The organism is Kitasatospora sp. NPDC058063 (assembly GCF_042885395.1).
GTDB lineage: Bacteria > Actinomycetota > Actinomycetes > Streptomycetales > Streptomycetaceae > Kitasatospora > Kitasatospora lactacystinica.
Window position 1 is genome coordinate 262043 of the sequence record NZ_JBHVSD010000008.1, and the last position, 20867, is coordinate 282909.

The following is a 20867-nucleotide window of genomic DNA, read 5'->3' on the forward strand; positions in this document are numbered from 1 at the left end:
GGAGATTTGCGTGTGCCGCCCCGGCCGTACGGCGGCATGAGCGGGGGCCCGCACCGTGCGGTGCGGGCCCCCGCTTCGCGATGATCGCGAGTCAGCGTGGAGCTGACGTCAGCCGATGATCTGGATGTTCTCGGCCTGCGGGCCCTTCTGGCCCTGGGTGACGTCGAACTCGACCTTCTGGCCCTCGAACAGCTCACGGAAGCCCTGAGCCTGGATGTTCGAGTAGTGGGCGAACACGTCGGCGCCGCCACCATCCTGCTCGATGAAGCCGAAGCCCTTTTCGCTGTTGAACCACTTCACGGTGCCGGTAGCCATAACCGTCTCCTCTAACTGGGGCATCAGGGACCCACACCTCGTGGATCCCCAAGTAGCCGCGATCCCCATCCGGAGACTGAAACACCGGACAAAACAAATGCGCCTGTCGGTTGGAACCAGCAGGCGCACACCACGTTCATGGGAACCAAAACTGCAACTGCATCGACTGTAGCACGGTGGAACCGGGCGTGACCGGGGATTTTCCGCCTCGGAGATCACGTTTGGCGGCTCCGGCAAAGGGGCAGCGGCGCCCCGCCGAAGCGGGACGCCGCCTGTCCTCGCGGACCCGGTCGGACCGGGCCGACCGGTCGGGTCAGCGCCGGCCGGCCGGCTCCGGCACGCCGTGCGCGCCGGGCAGCGGGTCCGGGCCCTCGCCGTGGCCGTGACCGTGGCCGGGGTCGGCGCCGTGGCCGGGCCACCAGGCCTTGTTGCCGATCAGCGCGGTGAGCGCCGGGGTGAAGAACATCGCCATCACGAAGGCGGCCAGGATGATGCCGAAGGCCATCGCGAAGCCGAACTCCAGCATGAAGATGTTGCCCGCGAGCATGAAGGTCGCGAAGGACGCCGCCAGGATGAAGCCGGCCGCCGCGACGGTCGGGCCGCCGTGGCGCAGCGCCTCGCGCGCGGCCTCGCGCGGGTTGCGGCCCTCGCGGGCCTCCTCGCGGAGGCGGGCGATGATCAGGATGTTGTAGTCGGTGCCGATCGCCACCACGAAGAGGTAGATGAGGATCGGCAGCATGAACATCAGGCCGGTCTCGCCGCCGAGGTTCTGGAAGAGCAGCGTGGTGGCGCCGAGGGTGGCGGTGAAGCCCAGGCCGACCGAGGCCATCAGGTACCAGGGGGCGACGACGCTGCGCAGCTGCAGGCCGAGGATGAGCAGGATCAGCAGACCCGCGATCGGGAAGACCAACTTGTAGTCGTGGGTCATCGCGAGGTTGATGTCCTTGTAGATGGCGGTCAGGCCGCCGACCTTCGCCTCGGTCCCGGCCGGTACCTGGCCGTGCGCGGCCTCCCGGAGCCGGGTGAGGGTCGCGATCGCCTCGTTGCTGTCCGGCTTGTCCTTCAGCATGACGGTGAAGTCGGCCGTCACGCCGTCCGCGCTGAGCTGGGGCTTCGGCGCGGCCTGGGCCACTCCGGAGACCTCGCCGAGCTTGGCGGCGTAGGAGTCGAACGCGCCCGGGTCGAGCTTGGCGCCGGTGGTGCTGGTGAGGAAGACGTGGGTCGGGTCGGCCGCACCGGCGGAGAAGCCGTTGATCATCTTGTCCTGGACGACCATCGACTCCTTCTCCTTGGGCATGGAACTGCCCGCGAGGTCGAAGGTGCCGTTGTAGCCCAGGGCGCCGACGGACAGCGCCAGCAGCACGCCGCCGGAGGCGAGCGCGACCACCGCCGGGCGCTTCTGCACCATCCGGCCGAGCGCGGCGAAGCGCGCGTCGTTCGGCTCCCGCATCCACTTCTTGCCCGGCCAGAACACGGCACGGGCCGGGATGACCGCGAGCAGGGCCGGGGCCAGGGTGAGCGAGGCGAGGGCGGTGACCACCACGGCGATGGCCAGTGCGGGGCCGAGGGCCTTGAACATGCCCAGGCTGGAGAGGATCAGCACGGCGAAGGCGACGGTGACCGCGCCGGCGGCCGAGGCGATCGCCTCGCCGACCCGCCCGACCGCGTTGGCCACGGCCTCCTTGCGGTCGTCACCGGCCCGCAGCCGCTCGCGGTAGCGGAACGCCAGGAAGAGGAAGTAGTCGGTGCCGACGCCGAGCACGACGACGATCAGGATCGCCGAGAGTATCGGGGTGCTTTCGAGGCCGAAGGCCTTGGTGGCGTAGTTGATCAGGCCGTTGGAGGTCGGCATGGCGACCACGAGCGAGACCAGGAGCGGCAGCAGGCCGGCCAGGATGCTGCGGAAGATGATCCCGACGATGATCGCGACCAGGACGATCGTCGCCAGTCCGATGAGGGCGTCGGCCGAGCCGGAGGCGTCCTGCTGGTCCAGCGACTGGGCGGCGGCGCCACCGAGCTGGAACTTGACGTCGGTCCCCGCGCTGAGTGCCTTGCCCTCCTCGCGGAGGTGCTTGGCGACGTCGCCGAACACCTTGGGGTCCTGCTGCTTGGTCTTGTCGATGGCTATCGGCGCGAGCGCGTACTTGCCGTCCTTGGACGTGGTCTGCTCGCCGACCGGGATGATCTTCTCGACCGCCTCGATCTTCTTGTCCGTGAGGCCCTGGACGATCTTGGCCATCGCGGCCTTGTCGCCCTCGTTCAGCGCCCCGCCGTCGTTGCGCTCGAAGAGTGCCAGCGCGGACGGCGTGAAGCTGGCCGGGAACGCCTGTTCCTGGAGCGCGGCGGCCTGGATCGACTCGTAGTGCTTGGGGAGGAACGACGCCTCGTCCGTCTGCGCGGTGATCTTCGGCGCCGTCGCGACGATGGCGACCATCGCGACGACCCATGCGGCGATCACCCACCACGCACGGCGAACGACGAATTGTCCTAGTCGGTGGAACATGCTCGTGATGCCTCCTGGGCATGGTTCACCGCAGCCCTTGGGGGACGGGACGCTGGGCGACGGCAGGACCGGCTCGGGGAATGCCCGGCGGGCACTCCCTTGCCGGTCGGCAGGTAAGTGGATCTGGGGCATCATCCTACGAGCACTTGCTTGCCGCCCGGCAAGGAGCCCCCGTGTGCTTCAACCCCCGTAGGCCGCCCCGAAGCGGCCCCGCCCCAGTTTCCCCCGCCCACAGCCCTCTTGACCTCGTGCTCCGGGTGGATCCATCTCCCCCTCAGGGTGGAGGCGCATCCCCTACCCCCCAGGAGGAGGTCTCGGGGTCCGGGGGTAGGGAAAACCCCACCCCGGCCCCGAGGACAACACCAGGAGAGGGCCACCCGCCAGCCGGATTACCCGTCAACCCCCGCTTCCCTACTGTCGATCGGGACGCCGGACAGCAGCCGGCGCACCGCGACCGGCGGCTCCCCCGACCCAGGGCCGCCGCCGCTCCCGTCCGGCGACCACCGCCGCTCTCCCAGGGGGGAAGACCCACCGTGAAGCCCGTGAAGTCCAGACTCGGCCCGGCGGCCGCCATGGGCGCCTGGAGCGCCCGGCACCGCAAGACCGCCGTGTTCGGCTGGCTGCTCTTCGTCGTCCTGGCCGCCGCGCTCGGCACCGCGCACGGCAGCACCAAGGTGACCGAGGCCGAGTCGATCCCCGGACAGGTCTCCCGGGCCGCGCGGATCCTCGACGAGGCCGGGCTGCAGAGCCCGGCGGGCGAGACCGTCCTGGTCCAGAGCACCACCCGCAACGCCGACGACCCGGAGTTCCGCGCCGCCGTCGGCCAGGTGATCGCCGCGGTGAACGGCACCGGCGAGGCCGCCGAGGTCCGCTCGCCGTACGACACCCGGGCGGTCTCCGCGGACGGCCACTCCGCGCTCGTGACGCTGACGCTCAAGGGCGACCGCGAGCAGGCGCCGGACCACGTCCAGCCGGTGCTGGACGCGGTGGCCGGCGTGCAGCGGCAGCACCCCGACCTCACCGTGGTCCAGCTCGGCGACGCCAGCTCCGGCAAGTGGATGCAGGACCAGCTCACGAACGACTTCGCCCGCGCCGAGTGGACGGCCGTGCCGCTCGCCCTCGGCATCCTGCTGATCGCCTTCGGCGCGCTGGTCGCCGCCGTGCTGCCGGTGGTGCTCGCGCTCACCGCCTTCGTCGCCGCCGCCGGGCTGGTCGCCCTCAGCAGCGGATTCCTGCACACCAGCGGCGACGCCTCCTCGGTGATGCTGCTGGTCGGCCTCGCCGTCGGCGTCGACTACTGCCTCTTCTACCTGCGCCGCGAGCGCGAGGAACGGGCCGCCGGGCGCGACGCCGCCACCGCGCTGGCCGTGGCCGCCGCCACCAGCGGCCGGGCCGTACTGGTCTCCGGCGTCACCGTGGTGGTCGCCATGGCCGGCATGTTCCTCACCGGGATCGCCACCTTCAAGGCGATGGCCTTCGCCACGATCGTGGTCGTGATCACCGCCGTGCTCGGCTCGCTCACCGTGCTGCCCGCACTGCTGTCGATGCTCGGCGACCGGGTCGAGAAGGGCCGGGTGCCGTTCCTCGCCAGGCCGCGCCGCCCGGCCGCCGGGGACCGGAGCGGCGGACGGTTCTGGAACGCGGTGCTGACCCCGGTGCTGCGCCACCCGCTGGCCGCCACCGTCCTCGCCGGCGCCTTCCTGCTGGCCGTGGCCGCACCGCTGCTCACCATGCACACCGCCAAGCTGACCTTCCAGCAGCAGCTGCCCGCGGGCAACGCCCTGGTCGCCGCCTCGCAGAAGATCGAGGCCGCCTTCCCCGGCAGCCCCGCCCCCGCCACCGTGGTGATCAGGGCCACCGACATCGACTCCCCCGCGATGACCGCCGCGATCGCCGAGCTCAAGGCCAGGGCGCTGGCCGGCGGACGGATGCACGGCCCGGTGGAGGTCACCGTGCACCCCGACAAGAACGTGGCCACCGTCGACATCCCGCTCAACGGCACCGGCAACGACGCCACCAGCAACGAAGCCCTGCGGAGCCTGCGCGAGGACCTGGTGCCCGCCACCGTGCTCGCGGTGCCCGGCACCGAGGCCCCGGTCACCGGCCAGACCGCCGGCTCGTACGACTTCAACCGGAAGATGACCGGCTCGATGCCGCTGGTCCTCGGCTTCGTGGTGGTCTTCGCCTTCCTGCTGATGCTCACCTCGTTCCGCTCCCCGGTCGTCGCCGTCACCGCCGTGGTGCTCAACCTGCTCTCGGTGGGCGCCGCGTACGGGGTGCTGACGCTGGTGTTCCAGCACGGCATGGGCGCCTCGCTGCTGGGCACCGCCGGGGTCGGCGCGGTGGAGTCCTGGGTGCCGCTGTTCCTCTTCGTGATCCTCTTCGGACTCTCGATGGACTACCACGTCTTCGTGGTCTCCCGGATCAAGGAGGGCCACGACCGCGGCCTGCCGACCCGGGACGCGATCGCCCACGGCATCCGCTCCACGGCCGGGGTGGTCACCAGCGCCGCGGTGATCATGGTGGCGGTGTTCTCGGTCTTCGGCTCGCTGTCCATGCAGGTGATGAAGCAGATGGGCGTGGGCCTGGCGGTCGCGGTGCTGATCGACGCCACGGTGATCCGCGCGGTGCTGCTGCCCTCGGTGATGACCCTGCTCGGCGAGCGCAACTGGTACCTGCCGCGCTGGCTGAACTGGCTGCCGGACCTCTCGCACGGCGAGTCCGTCCCGCCGACCGGCGCCGACCGGGCCCCGCACGGGCCGCCGGCCGCCCCGGCGCAGGGGGCGCGCCACCGGGCCGAGGTCTGAGCCTCCCCCGGCACCCCCGGAGGCCCGGCGTCCCCGACCGCTCCGAGACCCGTCCGGGACCCGTCCAAGCCTCCTCCGACCCGCCCGACGCCGGGCTCCGCAGCGCGCGGGGCCCGGCGTCCTTGCGTCATGATGATCACCGTCCGGGGTTCCCCGGATGAACGTCGGCGGAACGGAAACCCAGTCATGATCCCCTTCGACGAGGGCCGCGCCCGGCTGCTGCTCGCCCGGGCCTGCGAGTCGGCCGGGCTGGCCGCCCCCGACGGGGCCACGCTGCTCGCGCTCGGCGAGAACGCCGTCTTCGACCTCGGCGACCCGGCCGTGGTCGCCAAGGTCGGCCGCGGCCCCGAGCTGTACGACCGGGCCCACCGCGAACTGGCCCTGGCCCACTGGCTGGCCGGCCAGGACGTCCCGGTGGTCCGCCCGTACGACGCGGTGGCGCCCGAGCCGCAGCTGGCCGACGGCCACCCGGTCACCTTCTGGCACCGGCTCGCGCCCGCCGTCCGGCCCGCCCGCCCGGTCGACCTCGCCCCGCTGCTGCACGCCCTGCACCAGCTGCCGCTGCCCCCCTTCACCCTCGGCCGGCGCGACCTGCTGGCCCCGGTCGAGCGCTGGCTGGCCTCCGCCGAGGGCCACGTGGACCCGGTGGACGTCGCCTTCCTGCGCCACCGCCGGGACGCCTTCGCGGCCGCCCTGCCCGACCTCGTCCCGCAGCTGCACCCCGGGGTGATCCACGGCGACGCGCTGCCGCGCAACCTCCACATCGGTCCGGACGGGCCGGTGCTGCTCGACCTGGAGTTCATGGCGAACGACCTGCGCGAGCACGACCTGGTGGTCCTCGCCCTCAGCCAGGACCGCTACGGCGTGCCCGTCGAGGAGTACCGCGCGTTCACCGGGGCGTACGGCTGGGACGTGCGCGAGTGGCCCGGCTTCACGGTGCTGCGCGGCGCCCGGGAGACCGCCAGCGCCTCCTGGGTGGCGCAGCAGGCGGCCAGCAACCCGGCCGCGCTGAAGGAGTTCCGGCGCCGGGTCGACTCGCTGCGGGACGGGGCCACCGAGGTGCGCTGGTACCCCTTCTGACGGCCCTCCCCGTTACCCGCGGAGCGGCGGGGCCGCCAGCGGGGCGAGTGTGAGAAGACTCTTACGGCGGGTCGGTCCGGTCCGCAACCGCGGAACGTACGATCGGCGTCCTGTCGGACAGTCGTCCTGACCCGAGAGATCGGCACCGCACTCGCACCTCAGGAGCCGCCGCCATGCACCGGACCGCCCGCCGCCCCTCCGCCCCGACCCGACCGTCCCGATCCAGGCGCCGGCTGCTCGCGGGCTGCGTCGCGGTGGCCGCCGCCCTGGGGCTGGCCGCGTGCGGGACCGCCAGCGGGGCGCTCCGGCCGCCGAGCGCGGCGGCGCCGTCCGGGACGCAGTCGCCGGCCGCCACCGAACCGGGCGGGACGGCGGCGACCACTGGTGCGCCGGCGCCCGGATCGGACGCCGTGCCACCGGGCACGGGCTCCCCGGCCGCTTCCGCACCGGCCGCCTCCGCACCGGCGGTGCCGGCGAAGCCGAGGCCGACCGCGGCCACGGGCTCCCCCGTCTCCACCGTGCCGACCACGCCCGCCACGCCCCCCACGCCCACCGCTCCGGCCACCCAGGCCCCACCGGTCACCCCGAGCGCCACGCCGTCCTCGCCCACCGCGCCCGCCGCGCCGTCCCCGCACACCGGGGCGGGCACCGTGATCGGCTCCACCGCCTCCGGCGGCCGCACCGTGGCGCTCACCTTCGACGACGGCCCCGGCCCGGCCACCGGCCAGATCCTCGACCTGCTGGCCCAGTACCACGTCAAGGCCACCTTCTGCCAGATCGGCCAGAACGCCGCCGCCAACCCCGCCATGGTCAAGCGCGTCCTGGCCGCCGGGCACCGGCTCTGCGACCACAGCGTCCACCACCCGCAGCCGTTCGCCAAGCTCCCGCACGACAAGGCCGTGGCCGAGATCACCGACGCCCGGAACATGATCGTCCAGGCCGGCGGCCCCGGCACCGAGGTCGGCTGGTTCCGCGCCCCGGGCGGCGGCTTCAACGCCGACAACGAGCACATCACCGCGAGCCTCGGGATGTCCTCCCTCGGCTGGTCCGTCGACCCGCGCGACTGGGCGCGTCCGGGCACGCCGGCCATCGTCTCGGCCGTGCAGAAGCAGCTCAGGCCCGGCGGCGTGATCCTGATGCACGACGGCGGCGGCGACCGCAGCCAGACCGTGGCCGCGCTCAAGCAGCTGCTGCCCTGGCTGGTCGCCCAGGGCTACACCTTCGACTTCCCGGCCGCGTAGGGCCGGGGCCGTCGGGGCCTCGGCTCCGCCCGGAACGCTCCGGGCGTTTCTCCCGCTCTCCCCCGCTCTCCCCGCGTCCCCGGCTCCCGTACCGCGGACGGCTCCCGTACCGCGGACGTCCGGGCGCGTCAGGGCACGCGCAGCCGGTAGACCTGCCGGGAGCCGCCCTCCGGACCCGGGGCGGCGGCCTCGGCCGGGGTGAAACCCAGCCGCTCGTAGAAGACCCGGGCGCCGCTCTCCACCGCGCCCGGGTGGTCCGGGCCGAAGGTCACCACCTCGACGGCGGCCGGGCCCCGGACATGACGGCGCAGCACGTCCTCGACCAGCCCCCGGCCGACACCGGTGCCCCGGGCACGCCCGGCCACCACCAGCCAGTGCAGGTGGTACGGCCCCGGGCCCGCGGCGCCGAACAGCAGGCCGCCGAGCAGCCCCTCGCCGTCCTCGGCGACGGTCGCCCGGCCCCCGTCGATGCCGGCGCGCACCGCACGGTGGAACCCCGGCTCGGCGACCATCGGGCCGAACCAGTGCTCGACCTCGGCGGCGAGGGCGAGGAAGCCGGGCAGGTCGGCGGGGCGCGCGGGCCGCACGGCCGTCACCGGGCGGGCCAGCGCGGGTCGACCACCGCCTGCGGGTCCTTGCCGCGGCGCAGCCAGTCCTGGAGGCCCTCGGCCCACTGCCGGTACCAGTCGATCTGCCGGCGGTGCAGCTCGGCGGGCTCCAGCGCCCCCACCTCGGCCGGGTAGCGCCCGGCCAGCGCGACGGCGACCCGCACGGCGGCGAGCGCGTCGCTGCCCGCCTCGTGGGCGTCCGTCAGCTCCACCCCGTACAGCTCGCAGACCCGCTGCAGGGTGCGCGAGCCCTTGCGGTACTTGTCCACGGCCCGGTCGATCACCAGCGCGTCCAGCACCGGCCCGACCGGCCTGCCCAGGCGCTCGGCGAGCGTCGCCAGCCCGTGCCGGCGCAGCTCGGCGTCGAGCAGCGACAGGTCGAACGGCGCGTTGAACGCCACCACCGGCCGCCCGTCGGCGATCCGCTCGCACAGCGCGGCGGCTATCTCCTCCACCGCCTCCTTCGCCGGCCTGCCCTTGCTCCGCGCCACCTCGTCCCCGATCCCGTGGATCGCCGCCGCCTCGGCGGGTATCGGCACCCCGGGGTCGAGCAGCCAGTGCGCGGCGCCCACCCGGGCGGCCCCGACGGTGTCCACGAGTGCGGCCGTGACGATGCGGTCCACGGCCGGGTCGGTGCCCGTGGTCTCCAGGTCGAAGCCGACCAGTGGCTGCTGCCACCAGCTCATCAGGTGTGTCCTTCCGTCCTGCCTCTCGAAACAGCCCCTATCATCACCCGGCCCACCGACAACCCGGCCCGCGGGGAGCCCGGTCACGGGCCCGCCCGGGCCCGGGGCGCGGGCGAAGGGGCCGCCCCCGAGCGGTGCCCCGGTCCTGCCCGTGCCCCCGCGTCGGCCCGGTGCCGCACCGTTCGCGGCCGGCGCGAAGGGCGCCGGGCCGGGCGTCCGGCGGTGATGTCGAGCCGCCCGGCCCGGCCGCGGTGAACCGGTGGGAGTGCTGGGAGCCCGTCATGCCGACCGCCCCGGTCGCGGGGTGCGACCGGGGCGGACGGGGCGGACGGGGCGGACGGGGCTAGCGGGGCGGGGTGGGCTAGCGGGGCGGGGTGGCGAGGGCGAGGCGGCTGGGGAGGACGCTGGAGGCGACGGCGAGCAGCAGGCACAGGGCCGTGCCGGCGCCGAGCGGTGCCCAGGGCAGCCGCAGGGCGACGGTGGCCCGGCCGGCCAGGATGCGGTGGTTGAGCAGGGCGGTGGTGCCGTACTGGGTGAGCGCGGTGACGGCGAGGGCGAGCAGCGCGGCGGTGGCGACGACCAGGACGGCCTCCAGCGCGACCATCCACGTGACCTGGCGGCGCACCGTCCCGGCCAGCCGCAGCACGCCGAAGTCGCGCCGGCGGTCGGCGGTGCTCATCACCATGGTGTTGACGATCGCGATCAGCGCGTAGAGCAGGGCGGGCCCGAGGATCGTGGTGGTGGCGATCCAGGCGTAGTGGGCGCCGGGGTCGGGCCCGGGGTCGTGGGCGTCGGTGAGGGTGCCGCCGAGCCGGTCGGCCGGTTCGGCGTCGAGGTGGACGGCGGCGGGGCGGGCGCCCGCCAGGTGGCCGGCGACGGCGTCGCCGCTGAGCAGGACCTCGTCCAGGCCGAGCTGGGTGCGGTAGACGAGGGCGAGCCGCAGGCTGGTGACGGTGCCGTCGGCGAGGCGCAGGTTGACCTGGTCGCCGAGTTTCCAGCCGTGGCCGCGGACCTGGTCGGTGGAGGCGGCGAGGGTGGCGCCGCGCAGGTCGGCGGCGCTGCCGGCGACGGCGGGCAGTGTCCAGGCGGTGGCGAGGTCGCCGTCGACGACGGTGGCGGCGGACGGCGCGCTCGCGGGCGAGTCCTCGCCGTGGTCGTCGAAGGCGGGGGCGGCGGCGCCGAGGCCGGTGACCACGGTGGCGGTGGTGGCGGTGGCGTGCAGTCCGGGGCGGGCGGCGGTGAGCCGGTGGGCGGCGTCGGCGGGCAGTGGGGCGCCGCCGGGGCGCAGCACGTACGCGGCGGCGGCGAGGGCCCGGTTCTGGGCGGTCATGGCGTCGGCGAAGGCGGCGGTGGAGCCGACCACGGTGCCGGTGAGCGCGATGGCGAGGAAGGCCGGGGTGGCGGTGGAGACGGTGCGGCGCACGGCGGTGAGGGCGTTCTGCCGGGCGAGCAGCGGGGCGGCGGCGACGGCCCGGGCGAGCGGGGCGCTGAGCAGTCGCAGCAGCGGCGGTACGACGGCCGGTGCGAACAGGGCGAGCGCGGTGATGGCGAGCAGGTCGGCGCCGAGCACCCACTGGGAGGCGAGTTGCGGGTCGTCGGGCTGGTCGCCGGGGGCGGGGGTCATGGTGGGTGCGGCCAGGTAGTAGCCGACGGTGCCGGCCAGGGCGGTGAGGCCGAGCAGCGCGCAGGTCCAGCGCAGCGGGGTCATGGCCGCGCGGTCGGCGGCGGCGTCGCCGAGCGCTTCGACGGCGCGCACCCGGCCGGCCCGCAGGGCGGCGGTGACGGCGCCGAGCAGGGCGACGAGGAGGCCGACGGCGGCGGCGAGCAGCATCGGCCCGGCGGCGGGGTGTGCGGTGAATCCGTCGGGGGCGGCGCCGCGGGCGACCAGCCAGGCGGCGAGCGCGGGTGCGCCGGGCAGCGAGAGCAGGCAGCCGCTGACGGCGGCGGCGAGGGCGACGACGGCGGCCTCGCCGGTGATCAGCCAGACGATCTGCCGGGGCGTGGCGCCGACGGCGCGCAGCATCGCGATCTCCTGGCGGCGCTGGGCGACGGCGAAGGCGAAGGTCCCGGCGACGACGAAGACGGCGACGAAGGCGGCCATCGCGGCGGTGAACTGGAGCACCTTGTGCAGGGAGGGCGCGCCGAGCGGGGAGTCGTCGCCGGCGGTGTCGTGGAGCAGGCTGCCGGTGGTGGCGACGAGCAGGACGCCGAGGGTGAGGGCGACGTAGGAGCCGGCGAAGGCGGACTTGCGCCGCCGCAGGCTCGCGGTGGCGACCGGCAGCAGGGTGGTGATCGAGGTCATGCCGCCGTCTCCAGGGCGGTCATCCGCTCGGCGACGTGCTGGGCGGTGGGGTGGGGCAGGTCGTCGACGATCCGGCCGTCGGCGAGGAAGAGCACGCGGTCGGCGTAGGCGGCGGCGACCGGGTCGTGGGTGACCATGACGGTGCTCTGGCCCTCCTGGTCGACGAGGTCGCGCAGCAGGGCGAGGACGTCGCGGCTGCTGGCGGAGTCGAGGGCGCCGGTCGGTTCGTCGGCGAACAGCATGCGCGGCCGGGTGATCAGCGCGCGGGCGATCGCGACGCGCTGCTGCTGGCCGCCGGAGAGCTGGGAGGGCAGGTGTCCGGCGCGCTCGCCGAGGCCGACCTGGGCGAGTGCCCGGCGCACCTGCGCGGGGTCGGGGCGGCAGCCGGCCAGCCGCAGCGGCAGCCCGACGTTCTGTTCGGCGGTGAGCGAGCCGACCAGGTTGAAGGCCTGGAAGACGAAGCCGATCCGCTGGCGGCGCAGCACGGTGACTTCGGTCTCGCCCAGTGCGCCGAGGTCGGCCCCGTCCAGGGTGACCCGGCCGCTGTCGGGCCGGTCGAGGCCGGCGCAGCACTGCAGCAGGGTGCTCTTTCCGGAGCCGGAGGGGCCCATGACGGCGGTGAAGCCGCCGCGGGCGAACTCGACGTCCACCCCCCTGAGCGCCCGTACGGCCTCCGGGCCGGTTCCGTAGGTGCGGTGTACGTCGTCGAGGCGCAGGACGGCCCCGTTCTCCCCCGTGATCTTCACAGCAGCCACACCTACCACGGTGGCCACGGCCCTGACCAGGTGCTTTGGGGGAATCGTTATGCCGTCAGCCGCCGTGCCCCGACGGGGACTTCGGCGCGGACTCCGGCGCCGCCGACGGGGCGGTGCGGGCCGGGTCCCGGCGGCCGAGGCGTTCCGGGTCGGCGCGCATGACCTGGGCCTTGAGGTCCGTGACGGCTTCGAGGTCCTCGGGTGCGGCGGGGCGCAGGCTCCGGTCGGGGTCGATGGTCACGGCCCGCAGTCCGGCAGCCGCGTCACCGCCCCGACCAGCCGTTTTCGTCAGGACACCGGCCGGGAGTCGGCCCACACGCCCTCGAACTCCTCGCGGTAGACCTCCAGCAGTCCGGCCTCGGTGCCGCCGGGCTGCTGGCCGGCGCCGCCGCGCAGCACCAGGGCCGGGGACTCCATGCCGCGGGCGCGGCGCAGGTAGGGCTGGATGACGCCGAGGTCGCGGCCCTGCCGGCGGCCGCCCGCCTGGCCGGCCGTGCGGGGGCCCTCGACCAGGTAGGCGGTGAAGCGCGGGGTCTCGTCGAAGACCCGGATCTCGAAGCCGCCCTGGTCCCGCAGCCGGGCCCGCACCCGCCGCACGTGCATGATGTTCATTTCGATGGAGCGCGACAACTCGCTGCGGCCGAGGCCGAGTTCGCGTTCGCGGCGGCGCACCGCACTGCTCGCCGGGTTGAGGAAGAGCAGCCGCACCCGGCAGCCTTCGCCGGCCAGGCGCACCAGGCGCTTGCCGGTGTAGTTCTGGCAGAGCATGCCGAGGCCGATGCCGAGGGCGTCGAGGCGCCGGGCGCCGTCCAGCAGGTCCTCGACGGGGAGGTCGCGCTGGAGCCGGACCCGGTCGGCGTGCACGGCGACGACGTCCGCGTACCGGCCGGCCACCAGGGACTCGACCACGTCGGCGGGCACCCCGCCGGCGCCCCCGTCCAGGACGGCCAGCAGCCGGGCGGCGGCCCGCTCGGTCTGGGCCAGCACGGTCTGGGTGAGCACCCGGTTGCGGGAGACCACGTGCCGGGCCACCTCCAGCTCGTCGAGCGCCAGCTCGATCTCGCGCCGGTCGGCCAGGTAGGGCTCGAAGCAGGGCCAGTGCTGCACCATCAGTTCGCGCAGCTGGGGCAGGGTGAGGAAGACCAGCGGGTCGTCGTCGGCCGGGTCGAGGAGGTAGCCCTTGCGGCGGCTGACCTCGCGCACGGCCCCGGCCCGGTGGGCCCACTCCTCGCCGGCCGGCCCGGCGGCGGCGGTGACCCAGTCCTCGCCGTGGGCGGGGGCGTAGATCGGGTGCAGCACCTCGTCGACCAGGGCGCGCAGCCGCTGTTCGACCAGGTTGAGCCAGACGTAGGCGCGGCCGGACAGCCGGACCCGCTGGTAGGCGTCCTCCCATTCGCCGGCCGACCAGGCCAGTGCGGGTATCTCGACCGGGCCGCCCTGGGCGGGCACCAGGGCCCGGCCGGTCAGGGTGGGACGCATGACCACCGTGGGCGCCTCGCTGCGGGTCGCGCCCCGGTCGGGGCCGCCGGGCCCGGAACCGCGGCCGCCGGCGGGGAACACCATGCGCCACCTCATCTGGTTGCTGCGGCCGGCCCCCGCGGGCGCGGGGACCGTCGAAAGCCTGTCGGCCCGCCCCGGGCGGCCGGACGATCAAGGGTACTGCCCGCCGCGAGCCGATCGCAGCCGGATGCGCGGGGCCCCTCCCGCACCACCGGAGCACTCTTCACACGAATGCCCGACGGGCGCTCGTTCGGCCCAACCCGGGCCGGATGTCCCGGCCCCCGGGGAGGGGCTCGGGGAGTATGCCCTGTGCCGCGCGTCACGGCGGCTGTGCCGTGCGTCACGGCGCACGGTCACGCACATGCCCGGCCGCCCGGCCGGGAAGAGAGCGTCCGGGCCCCGGCAGGCGGCCGGTCCCGTTGTCGGAGCACACGTCAGTTTCCGTCGGCAGCAAGGAAGTTGAGAAGTCATGCAGGTCTGGCCCGGTACGCCCTACCCGCTCGGCGCCACCTACGACGGGGCCGGCACCAACTTCGCCGTGTTCTCCGAGAGCGCCGACCGGATCGAGCTGTGCCTGATCGCCGAGGACGGCTCCGAGACGGCCGTCGAGCTGCGCGAGACGGACGCCTTCGTCCGGCACGCCTACCTCCCGGGCGTCCAGCCCGGCCAGCGCTACGGCTTCCGCGTGCACGGCCCGTACAACCCCGGCCTGGGCCAGCGGCACAACAGCGCCAAGCTGCTGCTGGACCCGTACGCCAAAGCGATGAGCGGGCACATCGACTGGGACGAGTCGGTCTACGGCTACCACTTCGGCGCCCCCGAGCGCCGCAACGACCTGGACTCCGCCCCGCACACCATGCACTCGGTGGTGATCAACCCGTACTTCGACTGGGGCACCGACCGGCCGCCGCGCACCGACTACCACCGCACCGTCATCTACGAGGCCCACGTCAAGGGCCTGACCCGGCTGCACCCGGGCATCCCCGAGGAGATCCGCGGAACGTACGCGGGCCTGGCCCACCCGGCGGTGATCGAGCACCTGGCCAAGCTCGGCGTCACCGCGATCGAGCTGATGCCGGTGCACCAGTTCGTCCGCGACCACCGGCTGCGGGACCTCGGCCTCGCCAACTACTGGGGCTACAACACCGTCGGCTTCTTCGCCCCGCACTCCTCCTACTCCTCCAACGGCGACCGCGGCCAGCAGGTGCAGGAGTTCAAGTCCATGGTCAAGGCGCTGCACGCGGCCGGGATCGAGGTGATCCTGGACGTCGTCTACAACCACACCGCCGAGGGCAACCACCTGGGCCCGACGCTGTCGCTGCGCGGCCTGGACAACGTCTCCTACTACCGCCTCGCCCGCGACCAGCGCTTCTACGAGGACACCACCGGCACCGGCAACAGCCTGCTGATGCGCAGCCCCCACGTGCTCCAGCTGATCATGGACTCGCTGCGCTACTGGGTCACCGAGATGCACGTGGACGGCTTCCGCTTCGACCTCGCCGCCACCCTCGCCCGGCAGTTCCACGAGGTGGACCGGCTGTCCTCCTTCTTCGACCTGGTCCAGCAGGACCCGGTGGTCTCCCAGGCCAAGCTGATCGCCGAACCCTGGGACCTCGGCGAGGGCGGCTACCAGGTGGGCAACTTCCCCCCGCTGTGGACGGAGTGGAACGGCATGTACCGGGACACCGTGCGGGACCTGTGGCGCGGCGAGAACGCCACCCTCGCCGAGTTCGGCTCCCGGCTCACCGGCTCCGCCGACCTCTACCAGGACGACGGCCGCCGCCCGATCGCCTCGATCAACTTCGTGACCTGCCACGACGGTTTCACCCTGCGCGACCTGGTCTCGTACAACGAGAAGCACAACGAGGCCAACGGCGAGGACAACCGGGACGGCGAGTCCTTCAACCGCTCCTGGAACTGCGGCGTCGAGGGCCCCGCCGCCGACCCGGCCGTCGAGGAGCTGCGGGAGCGCCAGCAGCGCAACTTCATCGCCACCCTGATGCTCTCCCAGGGCGTGCCGATGCTCTCGCACGGCGACGAGCTCTGCCGCACCCAGCTGGGCAACAACAACGCCTACTGCCAGGACAACGAACTCACCTGGGTGCACTGGCCCGAGGGCGACGGGCCGCAGGCGCGGCTGCTGGAGTTCACCCAGGGGATGATCTGGCTGCGCCGCGACCACCCGGTGTTCCGGCGGCGGCGGTTCTTCCACGGGCGGCCGGTGTCCGCCTCCGGCGGCTTCGACGACCTCACCGACATCGCCTGGTTCACCCCGACCGGGGAGGAGATGACCAAGCGCAACTGGGGCGCCAGCTACGCCAAGTCGCTGACCGTCTTCCTCAACGGCTACGCGATCTCCGAACCGGACCGGCGCGGCGGCCGGATCGTCGACGACTCCTTCCTGCTGATGTTCAACGCCCACTCCGAACCGCTGGAGTTCACCGTGCCCGCCGACCACGGGCAGGAGTGGCGGGTCGTCGTCGACACCGCCCGGCCCCGGCTGCCCGCCCCCGGCACGGGCGCCCGCGTCAAGGCGGGGGACGCCCTCTGGCTCACCGACCGCTCGCTGATGGTGCTGCAGCGGCCCGCCTAGGCACTCCGGTCCGTACCGGCGCGCCCGGCCGGGGGCGTGCCGGCGGTGCCGCGGCGCCCGGCCGGGCCGGTCGCCGAACGCGGCGCGGGCCCTTCGGACGGCCGGGGGCGGTCACCTGTTCGGGCCAGCAGCGGGTCTTGGCGGCGGCCTCCCCCGGGTACCTATGGAGCTATGACCCCCGCCGCCGAGCCCGCGCAGCCCCGCCCGGCCGCCACCGTCCCCTCGTCGTCGTACCGCCTCCAGCTCCAGCCCGGCTTCACCCTCCGCGACGCCACCGGCGCCGTCCCCTACCTGGCCGCCCTCGGCGTCTCCCACCTGCACCTGTCCCCGCTGCTGGAGGCCGTCCCCGGCTCCACCCACGGCTACGACACCGTCGACCACACCCGGATCAGCGAGCAACTCGGCGGCGAGCCGGCGCTGCGCGAACTGGCCGCCGCCGCGCACCGCCACGGCCTGCGGCTGATCGCCGACGTGGTGCCCAACCACATGGCCGTGCCCGCCCCCGAACGGCTCAACCGGCCGCTGTGGCAGGTGCTCCGCGACGGTCCCGACTCGCCGTACGCACGCTGGTTCGACATCGACTGGACCGCCCAGGCCGGCCCCGCCGACGCCCCCGGGCGCGGCCGGGTGCTGCTGCCGCTGCTCGGCGACCGGCTGGGCGCCGTCCTGGGCCAGCTCACGGTGGACGCCGCGGGGGCGCCTCCCGGCCGCCCGGCCGGCGGAGTGCTGCGCTACCACGAGCACGAGCTGCCGTTGCGCCCCGGCACCGAGGAGCTGCCGCTGCCCGAGCTGCTCGGCCGCCAGTGGTACCGGCTCGCCTGGTGGCGCCTGGCCCGCACCGAGCTCAACTACCGGCGCTTCTTCACCGTCAACGAGCTGATCGCCCTGCGGGCCGAGGACCCGGAGGTGTTCGCCGCCACCCACGCCGTCCTGCTCGGGCTGCACGCGGACGGTGTCCTGGACGGCTTCCGGATCGACCACCCGGACGGGCTCGCCGACCCGCGCGGCTACCTGCGGCGGCTGGCAGCGGCCACCGGCGGGACGCCGGGGGCCACCGCCGGGCAGGCTGGGGGCGCGGCCGGGGCGTACGTCGTGGTCGAGAAGATCCTCACCGGCGAGGAGCGGCTGCCCGAGGACTGGCCGGTGGCCGGCACCACCGGCTACGACGCGCTGCGCCGGATCGACGGCGTGCTCACCGACCACGCGGGCGCCTGCCGGCTGGCCGGGGCCTACGAGTCCTTCCGGCACGGCGGCCCGGTCCGGGACCTCTGCGCGGACCCGCACCCCGCCGTCGCCGAGGCCCGGCGCGGGCGGGCCGACATGGCCGGGCCGGACGGCGAACTCGCCGCCGAGGTCGACCGGCTGGTGCGGATCGCGCTGCGGATCGGCGCCGCCGAGCCCGCGCACGCCGACCACTCGCCGGGGCAGCTGCGCGCCGCGCTCGGCCGGCTGCTCACCGGCTACCCGGCGTACCGGCCGTACGCCCGGCCCGGCGAGGCGGTCCCGGCCGCCTCGGCGGAGCAGCTGCGGGCCGCCCTGGAGGGCTCCGCCGACCCGACCGACCGGCTGGTGGCCGCGCTCGCGCTCGGTGAGCTGGGCCGGGGCGCCGACAAGGACGAGTTCTGCACCCGCTTCGCCCAGACCGCCGCCGCGGTGGCCGCCAAGGGCGTCGAGGACACCGCCTTCTACCGCTGGAACGCCCTGCCCGGCCTCAACGAGGTCGGCGGCGAGCCCGCCCGGCCCGGACTGCGCCCCGCGGACTTCCACGACTGGTGCCGCTACCTGGAACGCACCTGGCCGCACAGCATGACGGTGCTCTCCACCCACGACACCAAGCGCAGCGCCGACGCCCGGGCCCGGCTCGCCGTGCTCGCCGAGCGGCCGGACGCCTGGGCCGCCGAGGCCGCCGCCTGGTCCACCGCCGCCGGCCCCGGCTTCGACCCGGACGCCGACTGGCTGCTGTGGCACACCCTGGTCGCCGCCTGGCCGATCGACCCGGACCGGCTGGTCGCCGCCCTGCTCAAGTCCGCCCGCGAGGCCAAGCTCCACACCTCCTGGACCACCCCCGACCCCCGCTACGAGCAGGCCCTGGAGCAGCGCGCCCGCGCGGTCCACGCCAACCCCGGGCTGCTCCCCCGGATCGAGGGCGCCGTCCACGCCCTCGCCCCGTACGCCCGCGCCAACACCCTGGCCGCCGCGCTGCTGCACCTCACCGTGCCGGGCGTGCCGGACCTCTACCAGGGCAGCGAGGAGCCGCTGTACACCCTGGTCGACCCGGACAACCGGGGCGTGGTGGACTTCGGCGCGCTCGCCGTGCGGCTCACCGACGCGGCCGCGCCGCGCCCCGGCGACCTCGCCCGGGAGAAGCTGCACCTCACCACCACCGCGCTGCACCTGCGCCGCGCCCGCCCGCTCGGCCCGTACCGCCCGCTGCACGCCGCGGGCCCCGCCGGCGACCACCTGCTGGCCTTCGCCCGGGGCGGGAACGTGGTCACCGCCGTCACCCGGCTGCCGTACGGGCTGGAGCGGGCCGGCGGCTGGCGCGACACCGTGCTGGAGCTGCCGGCCGGCGGGCCCTGGACGGACGAGCTGACCGGGCGCGGCCTCCCGGCGGGCACGGTGCCGGTGGCGGAGCTGCTGGCGGCCCTGCCGGTGGCCCTGCTGACGAGGAGGGACTGATGCCGCGCTACCAGGTGTGGGCGCCCAACGCCGCCTCCCGCGTGCGGGTCGACGTCAACGGCTTCGCCTACGACCTGGCCCGCTGCCCGGACCGGGACGGCTGGTGGTCCGGCGAGGCCCCGGCGGGCGACTACGCCTTCCGGCTGGACGACGGCCCGCCGCTGCCCGACCCGCGCTCGGCCCGGCAGCCGCACGGCCCGGAGGGTCCCAGCCGCGCGGTGGACCACGCCGCGTTCCGCTGGTCGCGGCCCGGCCGGCGCGGCCGGGCGCTGCCCGGCGCGGTGCTGTACGAGCTGCACGTGGGCACCTTCACCGCCCGCGGCACCTTCGACGCCGCCGCCGAACGCCTGGACCACCTGGTCGAGTTGGGTGTGGACTTCGTCGAGCTGATGCCGGTCTGCCCGTTCCCCGGCCGGCACGGCTGGGGCTACGACGGGGTCTCGCTCTGGGCCGTCCACGAGCCCTACGGCGGGCCCGAGGGGCTCAAGCGCTTCGTGGACGCCGCCCACCGCAAGGGCCTCGGGGTGGTGCTCGACGTGGTGCACAACCACCTCGGCCCGTCCGGCAACCACCTTCCCGCGTACGGCCCGTACTTCACCGACCGGCACCACACCCCGTGGGGCTCGGCGGTCAACCTGGACGCGCCAGGCTCGGACGAGGTGCGCGCCTACCTGATCGGCAGTGCGCTGGCCTGGCTGCGCGACTACCGGATCGACGGACTGCGGCTGGACGCCGTGCACGCCCTCGCGGACGACCGGGCCGTCCACTTCCTGGAGGAACTCTCCGCCGAGGTGGGGAGGTTGGCGGTCGCCACCAACCGGCCGCTGTTCCTGATCGCCGAGTCCGACCTCAACACCCCGGCCACCACCGCCCCGCCCGAGGCGGGCGGACAGGGCATCACCGCGCAGTGGAGCGACGACTTCCACCACGCCCTGCACTGCGCGCTCACCGGCGAATCCCAGGGCTACTACGGGGACTTCGCGCACGCGCCGCTCGCCGCCCTCGCCAAGACGCTCACCCGCGGGTTCTTCCACGACGGCACCTGGTCCTCGTTCCGCGGCCGCCGGCACGGACGCCCGTTCACCCCGCCCGGCAACGGCCACCGGCTGCTCGGCTACCTCCAGACCCACGACCAAGTCGGCAACCGGGCACTGGGGGACCGCGTCTCCACCAGCCTCTCCCCCGGCCGGCTCGCCTGCGGCGCGGCACTGGTGCTCACCTCACCGTTCACCCCGATGCTCTTCATGGGCGAGGAGTGGGGCGCCGCCACCCCCTGGCAGTACTTCACCGACCACACCGACCCGGACCTCGCCGAGGCCGTCCGGCAGGGCCGGCGCCGGGAGTTCACCGGGCACGGCTGGGCCGCCGAGGCCGTCCCCGACCCCCAGGAGCCGGCCACCGTGCTGCGCTCGGTCCTCGACTGGACCGAGCTCCGGCGCGCCCCCCATGCCGAACTGCTCACGTGGTACCGGACGTTGATCCGGCTGCGGCGCGAGCGCCCGGAGCTGTCCGACCCCGACCTCGGCGCGGTGCGCGCGGACTTCGACGAGGCGGCGGGCCGGCTGGTGGTGCACCGGGGGCCGTACCGGATCGCCGTCAACCTCGGGCCGGACGGGGCCGTGCTGCCGCTCGGGGCCACCGGGCGCGAGGTGGTGGCGGCCTTCGGGGCGGCGGAGCTGGAGGGGACGGCGGTGCGGCTGGCGGCGGACGCGGTGGCGGTCGTCGCCGTGCAGCCCGGCCGGACGCTCACCGGCACGACGGGCTCACCGTAGCGGCCGGGCCCACCGTAGCGGCCGGG

14 protein-coding genes are annotated in these 20867 nt (G+C 74.8%); 6 read left to right on the top strand and 8 right to left on the bottom strand.

Annotation, left to right across the window (positions count from 1 at the left end):
• Positions 1 to 108: 108 nt before the first annotated feature.
• The gene (locus ACFVUY_RS16545) at positions 109 to 315 is read right to left on the bottom strand and encodes a cold-shock protein (protein ID WP_030060364.1); all 207 of its coding nucleotides are present in this window, start codon (positions 313 to 315) and stop codon (positions 109 to 111) included.
• A gap of 313 nt (positions 316 to 628) precedes the next feature.
• On the bottom strand, positions 629 to 2818 hold the full coding sequence (locus ACFVUY_RS16550) for an MMPL family transporter (RefSeq protein ID WP_387693335.1): 2190 nt from the start codon (positions 2816 to 2818) through the stop codon (positions 629 to 631).
• Between the two features lie 572 nt (positions 2819 to 3390).
• On the opposite strand from ACFVUY_RS16550, the gene ACFVUY_RS16555 reads away from it, so the two are divergent.
• The 3 genes from ACFVUY_RS16555 (at position 3391) to ACFVUY_RS16565 (ending at position 7946) form a co-directional block, all read left to right on the top strand.
• Complete coding sequence (locus ACFVUY_RS16555) at positions 3391 to 5625, top strand: MMPL family transporter (protein WP_387693450.1); 2235 nt, start codon at positions 3391 to 3393, stop codon at positions 5623 to 5625.
• Between the two features lie 186 nt (positions 5626 to 5811).
• Positions 5812 to 6705 (top strand): aminoglycoside phosphotransferase family protein, encoded by an 894-nt coding sequence (locus ACFVUY_RS16560; RefSeq protein ID WP_359909662.1) that lies wholly within the window; start codon positions 5812 to 5814, stop codon positions 6703 to 6705.
• 173 nt (positions 6706 to 6878) lie between these two features.
• Positions 6879 to 7946 (top strand): polysaccharide deacetylase family protein, encoded by a 1068-nt coding sequence (locus ACFVUY_RS16565; protein ID WP_387730547.1) that lies wholly within the window; start codon positions 6879 to 6881, stop codon positions 7944 to 7946.
• 128 nt (positions 7947 to 8074) lie between these two features.
• Here ACFVUY_RS16565 and ACFVUY_RS16570 read toward each other — a convergent pair whose 3' ends face one another.
• The 6 genes from ACFVUY_RS16570 to ACFVUY_RS16595 all read right to left on the bottom strand — a co-directional run bounded on the left by ACFVUY_RS16570 (position 8075) and on the right by ACFVUY_RS16595 (position 13776).
• Positions 8075 to 8542, bottom strand: a complete 468-nt coding sequence (locus ACFVUY_RS16570) for a GNAT family N-acetyltransferase (protein WP_387693339.1) — start codon at positions 8540 to 8542, stop codon at positions 8075 to 8077.
• Complete coding sequence (locus tag ACFVUY_RS16575; protein WP_387693341.1) at positions 8539 to 9240, bottom strand: exonuclease domain-containing protein; 702 nt, start codon at positions 9238 to 9240, stop codon at positions 8539 to 8541. The genes ACFVUY_RS16570 and ACFVUY_RS16575 overlap by 4 nt, the downstream gene beginning before the upstream one ends.
• A 361-nt stretch (positions 9241 to 9601) precedes the next feature.
• Positions 9602 to 11542: an FtsX-like permease family protein gene (locus ACFVUY_RS16580; RefSeq protein WP_387730549.1), complete on the bottom strand. Its 1941-nt coding sequence runs from the start codon at positions 11540 to 11542 to the stop codon at positions 9602 to 9604.
• Positions 11539 to 12288 carry an ABC transporter ATP-binding protein gene (locus ACFVUY_RS16585; RefSeq protein ID WP_387730689.1) on the bottom strand — a complete coding sequence of 250 codons (750 nt, stop codon included), beginning with the start codon at positions 12286 to 12288 and terminating at the stop codon, positions 11539 to 11541. Before ACFVUY_RS16585 ends, ACFVUY_RS16580 begins: the two co-directional genes overlap by 4 nt.
• Positions 12289 to 12352: 64 nt before the next feature.
• Positions 12353 to 12538: a hypothetical protein gene (locus tag ACFVUY_RS16590; RefSeq protein ID WP_387730551.1), complete on the bottom strand. Its 186-nt coding sequence runs from the start codon at positions 12536 to 12538 to the stop codon at positions 12353 to 12355.
• Positions 12539 to 12585: 47 nt separating this feature from the next.
• On the bottom strand, positions 12586 to 13776 hold the full coding sequence (locus ACFVUY_RS16595) for an SAV2148 family HEPN domain-containing protein (RefSeq protein WP_359909683.1): 1191 nt from the start codon (positions 13774 to 13776) through the stop codon (positions 12586 to 12588).
• Positions 13777 to 14266: 490 nt separating this feature from the next.
• Between ACFVUY_RS16595 and glgX the strand changes: the two genes are divergently transcribed.
• The 3 genes from glgX (at position 14267) to treZ (ending at position 20841) form a co-directional block, all read left to right on the top strand.
• Positions 14267 to 16390 carry a glycogen debranching protein GlgX gene (gene glgX, locus ACFVUY_RS16600; protein WP_387693349.1) on the top strand — a complete coding sequence of 708 codons (2124 nt, stop codon included), beginning with the start codon at positions 14267 to 14269 and terminating at the stop codon, positions 16388 to 16390.
• Positions 16391 to 16561: 171 nt separating this feature from the next.
• The gene (gene treY / locus ACFVUY_RS16605; protein WP_387730553.1) at positions 16562 to 19069 is read left to right on the top strand and encodes a malto-oligosyltrehalose synthase; all 2508 of its coding nucleotides are present in this window, start codon (positions 16562 to 16564) and stop codon (positions 19067 to 19069) included.
• Positions 19069 to 20841: a malto-oligosyltrehalose trehalohydrolase gene (gene treZ / locus ACFVUY_RS16610; RefSeq protein ID WP_387730555.1), complete on the top strand. Its 1773-nt coding sequence runs from the start codon at positions 19069 to 19071 to the stop codon at positions 20839 to 20841. Before treY ends, treZ begins: the two co-directional genes overlap by 1 nt.
• Positions 20842 to 20867: the final 26 nt, after the last annotated feature.

Coding starts and splice junctions, on each gene's coding strand:
- ACFVUY_RS16545 (WP_030060364.1), bottom strand. CDS start 315: ATGGCTACCGGCACCGTGAAGTGGTTCAACAGCGAAAAGGGCTTCGGC.
- ACFVUY_RS16550 (WP_387693335.1), bottom strand. CDS start 2,818: ATGTTCCACCGACTAGGACAATTCGTCGTTCGCCGTGCGTGGTGGGTG.
- ACFVUY_RS16555 (WP_387693450.1), top strand. CDS start 3,391: ATGGGCGCCTGGAGCGCCCGGCACCGCAAGACCGCCGTGTTCGGCTGG.
- ACFVUY_RS16560 (WP_359909662.1), top strand. CDS start 5,812: ATGATCCCCTTCGACGAGGGCCGCGCCCGGCTGCTGCTCGCCCGGGCC.
- ACFVUY_RS16565 (WP_387730547.1), top strand. CDS start 6,879: ATGCACCGGACCGCCCGCCGCCCCTCCGCCCCGACCCGACCGTCCCGA.
- ACFVUY_RS16575 (WP_387693341.1), bottom strand. CDS start 9,240: ATGAGCTGGTGGCAGCAGCCACTGGTCGGCTTCGACCTGGAGACCACG.
- ACFVUY_RS16580 (WP_387730549.1), bottom strand. CDS start 11,542: ATGACCTCGATCACCACCCTGCTGCCGGTCGCCACCGCGAGCCTGCGG.
- ACFVUY_RS16595 (WP_359909683.1), bottom strand. CDS start 13,776: ATGCGTCCCACCCTGACCGGCCGGGCCCTGGTGCCCGCCCAGGGCGGC.
- glgX (WP_387693349.1), top strand. CDS start 14,267: ATGCAGGTCTGGCCCGGTACGCCCTACCCGCTCGGCGCCACCTACGAC.
- treY (WP_387730553.1), top strand. CDS start 16,562: ATGACCCCCGCCGCCGAGCCCGCGCAGCCCCGCCCGGCCGCCACCGTC.
- treZ (WP_387730555.1), top strand. CDS start 19,069: ATGCCGCGCTACCAGGTGTGGGCGCCCAACGCCGCCTCCCGCGTGCGG.